This is a genomic window from Streptomyces sp. NPDC055815 (assembly GCF_053616475.1).
The window spans coordinates 39,670-52,907 of the sequence record NZ_JBSHDU010000060.1; the positions used below are offsets into that span (position 1 = coordinate 39,670).

The window sequence follows — 13,238 nt, forward strand, 5'->3', positions numbered from 1 at the left end:
CAGCCTGGCAGCGGGCACGGCCGCCCGGCGGGCGACCCGTCGGGGCGTTCGGGTTTCGTAAGGTGTCGGACCCTCCGTACGGAGGCGAACGGCGGTGTCATGGACGTCATGACCTCCCGCTTGCCCAGACCGCCTCGGACCACCCTGCCCGCGCTCCGGCCGCCCGCCTTCACCGGCCGTCTCCACGACGCGCGCACGGCGACCGCCGTCGGCCGGTGGCTCGGCGTGGCCTTCGCCGTCTGCTTCGCGACCGGCCTCGTCAGCCACTACCTCCAGCACCCGCCGGACTGGCTCGCCGACGAGCTGCCCACCCGTCCGGTGTGGGGCTACCGGCTCACCCAGGGGCTGCATGTCGCCACCGGACTCGCGGCGATCGTGCTGCTCCTGGTCAAACTGTGGACGGTGTACCCGCGGCTGTTCGTCTGGCCGCCGGTCCGGTCCGTACTGCACGCCCTCGAGCGGCTGTCCGTCGCGGTCCTGGTCGCCTCGGCCGTCTTCCAGGTGTTCACCGGGCTGCTCAACATCGTCGAGTGGTATCCCTGGCCCTTCTCGTTCGTGCCCGTGCACTTCGCCGTCGCCTGGATCGCGACGGGGTCCCTCCTGCTCCACATCGCCGTCAAGGCTCCCGAGATCAGGGCCCACTGGGGCCGGAGGTCGGCCGGGACGCTCGCCCTGCCCGCCGAGGACGCGCGCGACCGCCGCTCGCTGCTGCTCGGCGCGGGCGCCGCCGTCGGTGTGGTGACGCTGACGACGGTCGGTCAGTCCTTCACGCCGCTGAAGGCGTTCGACCTGCTCGCCCCCCGGCAGCCGGACCACGGCCCGCAGGGCCTGCCCGTCAACCGGACCGCCGCCGCGGCCGGCGTCCAGGCCGCCGGTCTGGGCGAGTGGCGGTTGGAGGTCGTCGGGCCACGCCCGTACACGCTGTCGCTCGACGCGCTGCGGGCCCTGCCCCAGACCCGGGTCCGGCTGCCGATCGCCTGCGTCGAGGGCTGGAGCGTCGAGGCGCACTGGGGAGGAGTACGGGTACGGGACCTGGTGGAGCGGGCCGGCGTGTGGCCCACTGGCGTCGCCGTACGGGTGACCTCACTGGAGGTGCGGGGTGCCTACCGGGTGATGGAGATGGGCGCCGACTACACGGACGATCCGCTCACGCTCCTCGCCCTGACCCTCAACGGGCAGCCCCTCTCCCTCGACCACGGCTTCCCCGCCCGGATCATCGCCCCCGACCGGCCCGGGGTGCTGCAGACCAAGTGGGTGCACCGTCTGGAGGTGCTGTGAGGACCGCGAGCGTGTTCCGGTACGGGGTCGGCGGCCTGGGCCTCGCCCTGATCGGCATCGGCGCGTGGCGCGTGGCCGAGCAGCCGGACCCGCCGGCCGTACTGCTGTGGCTGGCCGGGGCGGTCGTCCTGCACGACGGGATCATCGCCCCGCTGGTCCTCGCCATCGGGCTGCTCGTCGTCGGACGCCCCGAGCGGGGTGTGCTGCGCGGCACGCTGGTCGTCGCGGGAAGCCTGCTGCTGATCACGCTGCCGCTGCTGGTCCGGCCGGGGGAGCCGCCGAACCCCTCCGCCCTGCCGCTGCCGTACGGACGCAACCTCGTGATCGTCCTCGCGGCGGTGGCCGTGGTCGCGGTGGGGGCGATCCTCGTACGGCGGTGGCGGGGGCGTCCTCAGCGGAGCGCGGACGACGACTGACGTGTGAGGGTCGCGAAGTGACGGCCCCACAGGTCCCACCGTTCGGACACCGTCCAGCCCGTGGCGGCCGCGTGAGCGGACAGGGCCGGTATCCCGACGCGGGCCCAGGGGAACGGCGTACCCCGCCCGCCCCGTCCGTCGTCCATCCGCACCTCGCAGCGTTCGTCGACGTCCACGGGCACGCATTCCGCGATGACCCGGCCCGAGCGGGAGACGACCTGTCGCAGCCGGCTGAGCAGAGCGGTCGGGTCTCCGCCGATGCCGATGTTGCCGTCGATGAGCAGGGCCGTGTCCCAGCGTCCCTCCCCGGGCAGGGAATCGAAGACCGAGCGGCACAGCGCCGTCGCGCCGAGCCGCACGGCACGGGCGACCGCCTCCGGACTGACGTCGACCCCCATCGCGCGATGCCCTTCGGCGGCGAGGGCGGCGACGAGCCGCCCAGGACCGCAGCCGACGTCGAGGACCGTGCCGTGGCAGCGGTCCAGGACGGACCGGTCCGCGCGGTCGGGCGCCTCGCACCAGCGCTCCACCTCCAGGGGCAGGAGCCAGCCGTCGTCACGGCGCAGGAACAGCGGGCCCCGCCCGGTGCGCAGGGCGTCGCTGTACGGATCGGCACGCCAGGCCGTCGCCGTGGTCACGCGCCCGCCCCCGCCGCCGTCGCGGTCAGCGCCGAGTGCAGGGCGGCGAAGCGGGTGCCCGGCGTCCTGGCCGCCACGAGGCGCGCGTCCTCGGCGGTGTCCACGTCCCGCAGCACCGGCAGGGCGCCGATGCGCAGGCCGGCCGCGCGCAGCCGCGCGTACTGGACGGCGCCGGTGTCGGGGCGCGACATCGGGACGCCGAGCAGGAGCGCGGGGTCGGGCGCGGCGAGGCCGAGGGCCCAGAAGCCGCCGTCGGCCGCGGGGCCGAACCAGGCGTCGTACGCCTCCCAGCGCAGGGCCGGCGCCAGCAGCGCGGGGGTGACCTGCGGGGTGTCCATGCCGATGAGCAGCGCCGGACCGTCGCAGGCGGCGAACGCGGCGGCCAGGCGTACGTCGAGCCCGCCCGCCACCTGCGGGACGAGCCGGAATCCCGGTGGCAGCCAGCCGCCGGGCTCCCCGTCGAGCACGAGGACGTGCCGGTCGGCGGGGACCCCGAGAGCCGCGGCGAGCGTGTCGGCGAGGGCGGCCTCGGCCAGCGCGGCGGCCTCCTCGGGCGGGAACGGCGGAGTGAGGCGGGTCTTGACCCGGCCCGGCAGCGGCTGCTTGGCGATGACGAGGAGCGTGGTCACGGGCGCCCACCCCCGACCGCCGCCGGCTCGTCGAGCACGCGCCGCATGTCGTGCACGGCCTGCCAGGTCCCCTTCCAGGTGCCGGTGACCTTGGAGCGGCCGGAACGGGGGAGGTAGGGCACGTCCACCTCCCGTACCCGCCAGCCGGCGTCGGAGGCCCGGACGACCATCTGGAGCGGGTAGCCGCTGCGCCGGTCGGACAGGCCGAGGCCGAGGAGCGCCTCGCGCCGGGCGACCCGCATCGGTCCCAGGTCGTGCAGCCGCAGCCCGGTGCGGCGGCGCAGCAGCCGGGACAGCGCGAGGTTCCCGGCCCGGGCGTGGGCCGGCCACGCGCCGCGCGCGGTGGGGCGGCGACGGCCGAGGACGAGGTCGGCGGAGCCGTCGGCGACGGACCGTGCGAGGCCGGGCAGCAGGCCGGGGTCGAGGGAGGCGTCGCAGTCGCAGAAGCAGACGAACTCGGCGTCGGCGGCGAGCAGTCCGGCGTGGCAGGCGGCGCCGAAGCCGCGCCTGGGCTCGTGCACGACGGTGGCGCCGAGGCCGGCCGCGAGTGCGGCGGAACCGTCGGTGGAGCCGTTGTCGACGACGATCGCCCGCCACCCGGCGGGGATCCGGGCCAGCACCCACGGCAGGGCCTCGGCCTCGTCGAGACAGGGAAGGACGACATCTGCGGTCATGGTGGTCACGGCTCTCACCGTAGGAACCACGGGCTGTTCCGGGGCCATGGAAGTCCTTACGAAACGCGGACGGCGCCCGACGACCGCCCGGGTGGGCGTGGCCGCCGCACGGGAGCGGATGCGAGTCTGTGCGGCATGAGCGAGCACACCGCCCCCGGGACCGGGGGCAGGATCCTGGTGGTGGACGACGACCCGACGGTCGCCGAGGTCGTCACCGGCTACCTGGAACGGGCCGGTTTCTCCGTCGAACACGCGGCCGACGGCCTCGACGCCCTGCACCGGGCCGGGGAGCGCCGGCCCGACCTCGTCGTGCTCGACCTGATGCTGCCCGGCCTGGACGGCCTGGAGGTGTGCCGTCGGCTGCGGGCCGCCGGACCCGTTCCGGTGATCATGCTGACGGCGCGCGGCGACGAGGAGGACCGGATCACCGGTCTCGAGGTGGGCGCGGACGACTACGTCACGAAGCCCTTCAGCCCGCGCGAACTCGTCCTGCGCGTCACATCCGTGCTGCGCCGCGGCCGCGCGGCGGCACCGGCCGAGCCCCGGAGCGTGCTGCGCGCCGGCGACCTGGCCGTCGACCCCGCGACCCGCAGGGCCAGCCGAGCCGGCGCGGAACTCGCGCTCACCCTGCGGGAGTTCGACCTCCTCGCGTACTTCATGGAGCGCCCCGGCACCGCGCACAGCCGGGAGGACCTGATGCGCCGGGTGTGGGGCTGGGACTTCGGTGACCTGTCCACCGTCACCGTGCACGTCCGCCGCCTCCGCGCCAAGATCGAGGACGACCCGGCCCGGCCGTCCCTGATCCAGACGGTCTGGGGCGTCGGCTACCGCTTCGAACCGGAGGGCACCGAAAGATGAAGGACGTCCTGCTCATCGCCGCGTTCGCCCTCGGGGGCGCCGTCTGCGCCGGGCTGGCAGGGGCGGTCGTGCTCCGCCTCGTACGCCACCGCTCGGTCGCCGTCTCCCTGGCCGTGGTGGCCGCCGTGACGGTGTCCGCGATGCTCGCCGGAACGCTCGCCGTCGCCCAGGCGATGTTCCTGTCCGGGCACGACCTGTGGGTGGTGACCGTCGTGGTCGCCATGGCCGCCCTGGTCTCCCTGTGCACCGCCCTCGTCCTCGGCCGCTGGGTCGTGGCCCGCAGCCGGGCGCTCGCCCGCGCCGCCCGCGACTTCGGCGACGGGGGCAGCTTCTCCGCGCCCGACGGGGCCGCCACCGCCGAACTCGCCGCCCTCACCCGCGAACTGGCCGCCACCAGCGCCAAACTCGACGCCTCCCGCGCGCGCGAACGTGCCCTGGAGACCTCGCGTCGAGAACTCGTCGCCTGGATCTCCCACGACCTGCGCACCCCGCTCGCCGGACTGCGGGCCATGGCGGAGGCCCTGGAGGACGGCATGGCCGCCGACCCCGCCCGCTACCACCGCCGGATCCGCACCGAGGTCGAGCGCCTCACCGCCATGGTCACCGACCTCTTCGAACTCTCCCGCATCCACGCCGGAGCGCTGACCCTCAGCCCCAGCCGGATGTCCGTGTACGACCTGGTCGACGACGCCCTGAGCGGCGCCGACCCGCTCGCCCGCGAACGGGGCGTCCGGCTGCTTGGGGAGGAGGTCGCGGCCGTGCCCGTCGAGGTGGACGGCAAGGAGATGACCCGCGTCCTCGCCAACCTCCTCGTCAACGCCATCCGCCACACCCCCGCCGACGGCACGGTCGCGGTGGCCGCCGAACACCGGGACGGCGCCGTCGTCCTCTCCGTCACGGACGGCTGCGGCGGCATCCCGGACGAGGACCTCGACCGCGTCTTCGACACCGGCTGGCGCGGCACCGAGGCCCGCACCCCGCCGGCCGGGGCGGGCCTCGGCCTCGCCATCGTCCGCGGCATCGTCGAAGCACACGCGGGCCGCGCCGAGGTGCGCAACGTGCCGGGCGGCTGCCGCTTCGAGGTCACGCTGCCGACGGCGGCGGGCTGACGGCGCCATCCGCTGCCTGACACGCCATCCGCCGGCTGACCGCGCCATCAGCCGACGGCTGCCGAGGCCCGCAACTCGGCCCCGGCGAACTCCGCCATCCCCTCCTCGAAGCCGACCTCCGGACGCCAGCCGAGCTCGCGTCGCAGCCGGGACGAGTCCGCGGTGATGTGCCGAACGTCCCCGAGCCGGAACTCCCCGGTCACCACCGGCCGAGGGCCGCCATGCGCGCGGGCCAGCGCCGCCGCCATCTCGCCCACCGTGTGCGGGTCTCCGCTGCCGGCGTTGTACGGGGTGAGGGTGCCGGCCGGCAGCCCGCCCGCGGCTTCCAGCGCGAGGACGTTGGCCGCCGCCACATCGCGGACGTGGACGAAGTCCCGGCGCTGGCCGCCGTCCTCGAAGACGCGGGGCGCCTCGCCCCGGGCGAGTGCCGAGCGGAAGAGGGAGGCCACCCCGGCGTACGGGGTGTCGCGCGGCATCCCCGGCCCGTAGACGTTGTGGTAGCGCAGCGAGACCGCCGATCCGCCCGTCGCCCGTGCCCAGGCGGCGGCCAGGTGTTCCTGGGCGAGCTTCGTCGAGGCGTACACGTTGCGCGGGTCGGCGGGCGCGTCCTCGCCGACCAGGCCGGGCGCGAGCTCGGAGCCACAGGCGGGGCAGCGAGGTTCGAACAGCCCAGCCTCCAGGTCCTCGGGGAGGCGGGGGCCCGGCCGTACGAGGTCGTGGCGGGGGCACGCGTACCGCCCTTCCCCGTACACCACCATCGACCCGGCGAGGACGAGCCGGCGTACGCCGGTCTCCGCCATGGCTGCCAGCAGAACGGCCGTGCCGAGATCGTTGCAGCTCACATAGGCAGGGGCATCGGCGAAGTCCTTGCCGAGGCCGACCATGGCGGCCTGGTGGCAGACCGCGTCGACGCCGCGCAGCGCCGCCCGCGTACGTGCCGCGTCTCGGACGTCGGCGTGCAGGAACTCCGCCTCGGGCGGATCCGGGACGGTGGCGTGGGCGCTGGGCAGCAGGGCGTCCAGCACGACGGGCTCGTGGCCGGCCCGCCGGAGCGAGGTGACGATGTGCGAGCCGATGAATCCGGCTCCTCCTGTGACGAGTACGCGCATGGGCGCGACGCTACGGACCACCCGCGGGTTCCGTGGCCGCCCGCGCCGTGCCGTAAGACTTCTGTCATCCCGGCGGGGGGCGATGCACGCCACAGGACGGGGCCCGCGTGCTCCGATTCGGGCTGGACCGGCCCCGCGTTCGTCCTGATCACCTGCGGGCTGACAAGGCGTACGCTTCCCGCGAGACGAAGGGCCGCACATTGAACTACCCCCGCGTACCCGCACGGCTGCTCGCCAGTGAGGCGGTCCCGGGTGTCGGCGAGGCTTTCGGGAACCTGGACGGGGTGCTGCTGCGCGACGGGGCGCAGTGGCTCGTGACCCGGAACGAAGGCACCATCACCCTCGCCAAGGTGGACGCCGATCCGTCCCGGGTGCTCGCCGGCGTCTCCGCATGGACCGACCAGGTTCCCGGCACGTCCGACACGTACTGCTCGCCCCTGCCCGGCGGCGCCATGGCCCGCAGCGGACGGGAGACCGTCACCGTCCACGAGGCCGACGGCACGGTCCGCTGGGAGCACCGCCACCGCGACTGGCAGCACTCACCCTCGGCCGCCGGCGCGTGCACGCCCGACCCGGCCGGCCGCGTCCTCCTGGCGACCATGGCAGGACCCCTCGGGCCTGGCAGGTCGTACGCGGGGGACATCTGCCGCGCCCTCGACCTGATCACCGGCGAGGTGCTCGCCGAGCACGTCCTGCCGTCCTTCTCGGCGACGTACGCCTTCCACCAGTTCCCGAACGGACGCCCTGAGGTCCTGCTCACCGGCTCCATGGGCCAGGACGGTACGGAGTGTCTCCTGGTCACGTACACGGCCGCCGGGCTCGACGTCCGGGCGGCGGGTACGGCCGAGGAACCCTACGTCGGCCTCGGTGGGGACGGGGTGCTCATCAGCCAGGACGTCGGCGGCGGCTACCTGTGCCGTACGCAGGACGGCGCCGACGACGTGATCATCGAGGCACGCGAGGTACTGCCCGAGGGCTGGGTGTTCGCCGGCTACACCCCAGGCTTCGTCGACGGCACGCGGATCCTGGTCGCGGCAGCCGAGGAACCATGGGCGGAGGCAGGCACCCACCTCCTGATCGACGCCCGTACGCTCCGGCCCCTCGCCGCACTCGACTACCCGCAGACGCCTGGGGTTGCTGCGGTGCCGCTCGGCGACGGTACATGGCTCACCCACGACGCAGAGACGGTTCAGCGCTGGGCCACGGCCTGATCCGGATGTGTCCGGCGGCCGGTTCGCCCGTGGCTTCGGGCCACCGTCCGGCCCCTTGCCCCGGTCACGGCCCCGTTCCCTCACCTCCAGTCGTCGGGGCCGGGGTCGCCGCCCTCCCCTCGCGGCGCCAGGCGCTCCATGTAGTGCGTCCAGCCTTCCTCGTGGCGATCTCCACCCAGGAGGGCGTGGCCGGCCGGTTCACCCCGGGGGGCGAGATCGCGAGGGCGTCGGCGCCCTGCACCAGTTGTCCTTCCCCGGCGTGCCCATGACCTGGGACTTCCGCATCGACCAGGCGGAGGAGGGCAAGGGTCTGACCCGGACGGTCGTGGCCGGCCCGCCCCAGTGGCTGGACACCGAGATCGCCTACCCCCTGGAGGAGCACCCCGAGGGCGGCACGCGCGTCCGCTTCGACCACACCGGCTCACGATTGGGCTGGGCGGGCATGTTCATGCGCCTGAAGGAGTACGTGGAGGGCGGTCGCCCGGTCCCGTACTTCACGGTCTGAGCCGCCCCCCGTAACCCCGCCCCTAACCCCCTGACATCGCCCAGGAGCACGACCATGACCGACAGCACCGCGATCACCGGCGTCACCTTCCAGGTCGACATCGACGCCGACCGGGCCGCCGTACTGCCCGCCCTCAACACCCACGACGGCCTGACCGGCTGGTGGACCAGCGCCGTGGACCGCAAGGACGAGACCCTCTTCTTCGACTTCCCGCAGATCCCCGAGCCGTTCCAGCTCCGCCGCGACCGTGCCGACGAGGACCGGGTCCAGTGGACGTCGGTCGGCGCCTTCCCGCCCCACTGGTCGGGCTCCGTCATCTCCTGGGACCTCTCCGACGTCCCCGACGCGACCGGCACCCGCGTCCTCTTCCGTCACACCGGCTGGCAGGCGGACGACCCGGGCCTGCCCCCGGCCGCGTAGACCTGGGGCCAGCTGATGACCCGGCTCAAGCAGTACGCGGAGACGGGCACCCCGCAGCCCCTGTTCACCGTCTGACGGGACCTACGTCATGGCGATCGACGAGAGCGCACAGCGGGTGATCCCGCTCCCGCCCGACGAGGTGGCGGACTACGCCATGGACTGGCGCCACGACGCCGAATGGACCCAGGACATCCGGGAGGCGGCGCTCACCCGGGAGGCGGACGGGGGCGGGTTCGGCGTCGGCGCCGAGGTGACGCGCACCGCGCCCTTCCTCGGCAAGCGCATCGACTACGTGCTGCGCGTCGCCGCGCACGAGCCTGGTCGACTGCTGGACATGGTGTCGGTGGCGGGCCCCATGCCGATGCACATCACCTACACCTTCGCCCCGCATCCGCGCGGAACCCTGGCGGGCATCCGGGTCCGGGGCGACGCGGCGGGCTACTACCGTCTGGCCGCGCCGATCATGGCCAGAAAGGTCCGCTCGTCCCTCGGCAAGGACCTGCGCGACCTCGAACGCGAGCTGCTGCCGCACTCTCGATGACCACTGGCTTGATGACGTAAGCCTTTCGTCATCAGGACGGGGCTGTCCGGGGATCGCTCGATCGCCTTGAATGACGGACGAAGGTGAACGGCAGACACGGAGGAGGGGCGTCGTGGGGCGCGGCACGAGGAAACAGCGGTGGGCCGTGGTGGCCGTCGCGGGTCTGGCGGTGGCGGTGGCCGGGCTGCTGTGGTTCAAGCCCTGGGCGCTGTGGGTGGATGAGACGGTGAAGGAGGCGCTTCCCTCCGCGCAGGCGACTCCGCAGGCGCCGACAACGGGTGCGCTGCCCTCCGCGTCGGCCACGGCCCCACCGGCCGGCCCGGTCACCGTCGCGCAGGGCAGCTTCATCAGCCACGAGCACGACACCACGGGTGTGGTGAAGGTCGTCCGGCTCGCGGACGGCACCCACACGCTTCGCCTGGAGGGCCTGGACACGAGCAACGGCCCGGATCTGCGCGTTCTGTTGAGCGATGCCCCCGTGAAGGAGGGCAAGGCGGGGTGGCGCGTCTTCGACGACGGGAAGTACGTCACCCTCGCCAAGCTGAAGGGCAACAAGGGAGACCAGAACTATCCGCTGCCCGCGGACGTTGACTGGTCGAAGTACCCGAGCGTCAGCATCTGGTGCGACCGGTTCGACGTATCCTTCGGGGCTGCGGCGCTCGCCCGCGCCTGATCAACGCTGTGGCTCGCAGAGCTTGAGCCCTCACGGGGGGCTCGCCTCGGAGGAGCGGCACCGTGTCGGCGGGGGTGAGCCGCCTGTTGGGGCGAGCCGAAAACCCTGTTCAGGTGTGGGCAACTGGTCTCGTTTGGATCAGCAACTAAACCCTGACTACTGATCTTGATTGAGTGATGTCGGAGTCGTCTTGGCTGACAGCGTCTGCTCGGGTCCGGTACCCCTGGACCGTGAGACATGCCCAGGGCGGTGGGTTGACCGACGCAGGGAGGTCCGCGCGGGAGCGTCCGGGGGCCGCTCGCCCTCAAGCCCTGGCGGCTCCTCCGCACATCACGAACGTCGTGCAAGCCGTCCTCACCCTCCAACTGGCCAGCTCAGACTGAGACCGCGTTTGAGATCTGCGATGAGTGAGGTGGGCGGGCATACGTGACGTGCTGTCGTGGTCGGCACGTAGGGTGCGGCCATGACTTTGCCTGATCTGGTTCCCATTCGGCATGAGCCGGACTACCGAACGTCCACCATCGGACAGTGGGACGGAGGCCAGTTCTTCGCTCACGTCAGCGGTGTTGTCGCAGGCCGGGAAGGTGATGGCCGGGTGGTGCGGCGGTGGTACTCCGTGCTGCACGAGTTCGACGCCGATGGCCGACACCTGGGTTCGCGCATCAGGTCGGCAGGAACGGTCGCCGACGGACCTGGGAAAGGGCCAGTGGCGGCAGCCGCGCAGCGGCTCATGAGTGAGTGGCTGGACTCGCTGCCCGGCCGGCGGTTCGCCGACATCGCAGTCGCCCCGTTCGCTGTAGAGGTCGACGGCACACTGTTCGGTCTGGTCCCTGAGTGCCACGGGGAGTATCCCGATGGGGAGGAACAGGATGACTGGGCGGAGTTCTACCCGAACCGGCTTGGATTCAGCGCGCCGTGGGACGGCTCGTACGACACATGAGGGGATGTGCGATACGTCAGCCGATGACGCGTGAGAGGGATCGCGGGCCTTGCACGGTTGCCGGGCGGCCTCGGGGAGCCGGCGGACCATGATGCCGATCATCGTCTCCGAATAACCGGGGCTGGTCTCGTAGGCGCGGGCAAGGCGGCGGTGGGCGGTGAGCCACGAGAAGGTGCGTTCCCCCGCCCACCGCTGGGGCTGGACCTGAAAGCCACGCTGGGCGGGAACGGCTGTCGGCCTCACGGACCTTGCCGCGCAGGGCGTCGTGGATGCGCTCAACGGTGCCGTCGTCGTGCTATCGCGTGAAGTACCAGTAGACCGTCGGCCACGGAGCGTGTCCTTTGGCAGCAACGGCTCCACCAGCACCCACTGCCCATCCGTCAGGTCCGACGGATACCCACCCCCGACACCGCTCATGGTGAGATCAACGGGCTCCCCAGCAAAGGGAGACGGCAGATCTCGAACGCGGTCTGAGGAAGTCACCGAACCCGTACGATCTCGCGGTGAGGATCTGGACGCAGCACCCTGCCAAGACGGACGTCGAAGCTGTCGTTCGCTGCTACTTCAGTCTGCTCCGCGCCGGGAGGATCCCTGAGGCCGAACAGCTCATCGATCACAACCCGGTCCGTCATGTGCTCAAGTCGCTGTGGACCGGGTCCGTCGAAGCAAGCGCGGCTGGGGACGTGGCGAGCAGAAGCCCTGCTGCCGACGAGTGGGAGCAGGATCTGTCCTGGCTCGGCGAACTCAGTCTCGCGGACTTTCACTGGGGCGACACCGGCAGCCATTTCTACGTTGAGATCACCTACCGCGCGCGGGTTATCGAGGTGGCATTGAGCTTCTGGGTCAAGCCTGTCGACGCCAGCTGGGTTATCGCGGGACCGGGCACCCTCTGGTAAGGCGCACGCAAGAGCAGCACGATCCAGGTGTCGGCGCGACCTTGCCGGTGGCGGACCATCACATGCCGTCGGTCAAGGACCCTGCCAGTCCCAGCATCCCGACCTCGCCCCCACACCAGCCCCGTGAGCTGCAACCTCAGCTTGGTCCCAGCCGTAGCCCCACTGCCACAACATTCCCCCCTCCGGGCGGCGCATCACCGCTTTCGGTCAGCCATGGATGTGATCGTTGCCCACAGGAACGTGCCGATAAAGACCACGACCGCTGCTGACCCGATCCAGCGATGCACGTCCTCGCCGATGTGCGCGAACCGGGAGGCAATCGCTCCGCCCGGTGTGTTGCAGCCCGCGGCGCTGTTTCTGCCCTTGCAATGGTGGCGATACGGTGTCGGATGCCTCGGCGGGACAGTGATTTCCACAGGTAGCGCTAGTCGTGGCACTTGTCGGCCTGGAGCTTGCGCGCCCGCGCCGACGTGGGCCGCGGAGTGAACGGATCGTAGGCCTGCCCTTCACCACCGGATCTGGATCGACACACTGGGAAAACCGGTGGTGAGCCGTGGTCTGGACGGGCCGAAAGACTCTGCAGGCGGCACCTCGTGTGCCCGACTGGTAACCCTTCGGCGCCGCGCGCTGGAACAGGCCCCACAACTCACCCCGATGCCAGCCGCTCCACGAGGCCGCCACGACCTACAGCCCACTGAACCTGTTTCATCCTGTGCTGGTGGGTGAAATGGGCTGGTCAGCGGGTGTGGTGACGAGGCAGGGCCCCTCGTCGTCGGCGTGGTGATTCCACTCATCACACCGGCGACCGAGGGCGCCCTGTTGGTTCCGTATCCTGCCACGCTCGACGTCCCGCAAGAGCTCGTCGAGCATGTTGCCTGGCTGCTGTACGAGGACCGCCGGACCCGCAACACCCGCTGGCGCAAGCTCGGCTGCTTCGACCAGGCACTGCTCACCCTGGTCCACCTGCGCAAGAACGAGACGTTCGCCCAGCTCGGTGCCGGGTTTCGCTATATCGCAGGCCACCGCCTGGCGCTACGTGGACGAAGCCCTGGACGTCCTCGCGGCCTGGGCGCCAGGTCTGCACGAGGCTCTGACCGGGCTGGGCGAGGGCGACTTCGTCATCGTCGACGGCACGCTGATCCCCACCGACCGTGTCCACGCCGACGAGCCGTACTACTCGCAGAAACACAAGAAGCACGGCATGAACGTGCAGGTCATCGCCCGTCCCGATGGCACACCGCAGGGCTTCTCCCGCGCGACACCCGGTCGCACCCACGACCTGACCGCGGCCCGCGCCCATGGCATCGTCCAGGCCTGCCTCACCCGGCAGATTCTCGTCCT

The 13,238-nt window shown here is 72.2% G+C and carries 15 protein-coding genes and 2 pseudogenes; 12 read left to right on the forward strand and 5 right to left on the reverse strand.

Annotated features, from left to right (window positions below; all coding sequences use genetic code 11):
* Window positions 1–108 precede the first annotated feature (108 nt).
* Together ACWGN5_RS30410 and ACWGN5_RS30415 are read left to right on the forward strand one after the other, a co-directional pair.
* On the forward strand, window positions 109–1,278 hold the full coding sequence (locus ACWGN5_RS30410) for a molybdopterin-dependent oxidoreductase (RefSeq protein WP_453521065.1): 1,170 nt from the start codon (window positions 109–111) through the stop codon (window positions 1,276–1,278).
* A complete protein-coding gene (locus ACWGN5_RS30415) occupies window positions 1,275–1,694 on the forward strand; it encodes a hypothetical protein (RefSeq protein ID WP_453521067.1) in 420 nt (139 codons plus the stop codon). The genes ACWGN5_RS30410 and ACWGN5_RS30415 overlap by 4 nt, the downstream gene beginning before the upstream one ends.
* On the opposite strand, the gene ACWGN5_RS30420 is transcribed toward ACWGN5_RS30415, so the two are convergent.
* The 3 genes from ACWGN5_RS30420 to ACWGN5_RS30430 are packed head-to-tail and all read right to left on the reverse strand — an operon-like array spanning window position 1,670 to window position 3,635.
* Entirely contained in the window at window positions 1,670–2,332 is a 663-nt protein-coding gene (locus tag ACWGN5_RS30420) for a class I SAM-dependent methyltransferase (protein ID WP_453521070.1), read from the reverse strand. The genes ACWGN5_RS30415 and ACWGN5_RS30420 overlap by 25 nt on opposite strands.
* Window positions 2,329–2,961 carry a TIGR04282 family arsenosugar biosynthesis glycosyltransferase gene (locus tag ACWGN5_RS30425; protein WP_453521073.1) on the reverse strand — a complete coding sequence of 211 codons (633 nt, stop codon included), beginning with the start codon at window positions 2,959–2,961 and terminating at the stop codon, window positions 2,329–2,331. Before ACWGN5_RS30425 ends, ACWGN5_RS30420 begins: the two co-directional genes overlap by 4 nt.
* Window positions 2,958–3,635 carry a glycosyltransferase family 2 protein gene (locus ACWGN5_RS30430; RefSeq protein ID WP_453521106.1) on the reverse strand — a complete coding sequence of 226 codons (678 nt, stop codon included), beginning with the start codon at window positions 3,633–3,635 and terminating at the stop codon, window positions 2,958–2,960. The genes ACWGN5_RS30425 and ACWGN5_RS30430 overlap by 4 nt, the downstream gene beginning before the upstream one ends.
* A gap of 135 nt (window positions 3,636–3,770) precedes the next feature.
* On the opposite strand from ACWGN5_RS30430, the gene ACWGN5_RS30435 reads away from it, so the two are divergent.
* Together ACWGN5_RS30435 and ACWGN5_RS30440 are read left to right on the forward strand one after the other, a co-directional pair.
* Window positions 3,771–4,493: a response regulator transcription factor gene (locus ACWGN5_RS30435; protein ID WP_453521076.1), complete on the forward strand. Its 723-nt coding sequence runs from the start codon at window positions 3,771–3,773 to the stop codon at window positions 4,491–4,493.
* On the forward strand, window positions 4,490–5,602 hold the full coding sequence (locus ACWGN5_RS30440; RefSeq protein WP_453521079.1) for a sensor histidine kinase: 1,113 nt from the start codon (window positions 4,490–4,492) through the stop codon (window positions 5,600–5,602). Before ACWGN5_RS30435 ends, ACWGN5_RS30440 begins: the two co-directional genes overlap by 4 nt.
* A 47-nt stretch (window positions 5,603–5,649) precedes the next feature.
* Here the strand turns inward: ACWGN5_RS30440 and ACWGN5_RS30445 are convergent, their stop codons facing one another.
* A complete protein-coding gene (locus tag ACWGN5_RS30445; RefSeq protein WP_453521082.1) occupies window positions 5,650–6,711 on the reverse strand; it encodes an NAD-dependent epimerase/dehydratase family protein in 1,062 nt (353 codons plus the stop codon).
* 200 nt (window positions 6,712–6,911) lie between these two features.
* On the opposite strand from ACWGN5_RS30445, the gene ACWGN5_RS30450 reads away from it, so the two are divergent.
* The 6 genes from ACWGN5_RS30450 to ACWGN5_RS30475 all read left to right on the forward strand — a co-directional run bounded on the left by ACWGN5_RS30450 (window position 6,912) and on the right by ACWGN5_RS30475 (window position 11,001).
* Window positions 6,912–7,922 carry a hypothetical protein gene (locus tag ACWGN5_RS30450; RefSeq protein ID WP_453521085.1) on the forward strand — a complete coding sequence of 337 codons (1,011 nt, stop codon included), beginning with the start codon at window positions 6,912–6,914 and terminating at the stop codon, window positions 7,920–7,922.
* A 259-nt stretch (window positions 7,923–8,181) separates the two neighbouring features.
* The gene (locus tag ACWGN5_RS30455) at window positions 8,182–8,427 is read left to right on the forward strand and encodes a hypothetical protein (RefSeq protein ID WP_453521088.1); all 246 of its coding nucleotides are present in this window, start codon (window positions 8,182–8,184) and stop codon (window positions 8,425–8,427) included.
* A gap of 54 nt (window positions 8,428–8,481) precedes the next feature.
* Window positions 8,482–8,847 carry an SRPBCC family protein gene (locus ACWGN5_RS30460; protein ID WP_453521091.1) on the forward strand — a complete coding sequence of 122 codons (366 nt, stop codon included), beginning with the start codon at window positions 8,482–8,484 and terminating at the stop codon, window positions 8,845–8,847.
* Between the two features lie 88 nt (window positions 8,848–8,935).
* A complete protein-coding gene (locus tag ACWGN5_RS30465) occupies window positions 8,936–9,388 on the forward strand; it encodes an SRPBCC family protein (protein ID WP_453521094.1) in 453 nt (150 codons plus the stop codon).
* Window positions 9,389–9,458: 70 nt separating this feature from the next.
* Window positions 9,459–10,061 carry a DM13 domain-containing protein gene (locus ACWGN5_RS30470; protein WP_453521095.1) on the forward strand — a complete coding sequence of 201 codons (603 nt, stop codon included), beginning with the start codon at window positions 9,459–9,461 and terminating at the stop codon, window positions 10,059–10,061.
* A 463-nt stretch (window positions 10,062–10,524) separates the two neighbouring features.
* Window positions 10,525–11,001 (forward strand): hypothetical protein, encoded by a 477-nt coding sequence (locus tag ACWGN5_RS30475; protein ID WP_453521098.1) that lies wholly within the window; start codon window positions 10,525–10,527, stop codon window positions 10,999–11,001.
* A gap of 72 nt (window positions 11,002–11,073) precedes the next feature.
* Here the strand turns inward: ACWGN5_RS30475 and ACWGN5_RS30480 are convergent.
* Window positions 11,074–11,226, reverse strand: a pseudogene (locus ACWGN5_RS30480) (IS5 family transposase); the annotation flags it as partial.
* 278 nt (window positions 11,227–11,504) lie between these two features.
* Here ACWGN5_RS30480 and ACWGN5_RS30485 point away from each other — a divergent pair.
* Together ACWGN5_RS30485 and ACWGN5_RS30490 are read left to right on the forward strand one after the other, a co-directional pair.
* Window positions 11,505–11,897 carry a hypothetical protein gene (locus ACWGN5_RS30485; RefSeq protein WP_453521100.1) on the forward strand — a complete coding sequence of 131 codons (393 nt, stop codon included), beginning with the start codon at window positions 11,505–11,507 and terminating at the stop codon, window positions 11,895–11,897.
* Between the two features lie 777 nt (window positions 11,898–12,674).
* Window positions 12,675–13,238 (forward strand): annotated as a pseudogene (locus ACWGN5_RS30490) (transposase family protein); the annotation flags it as partial.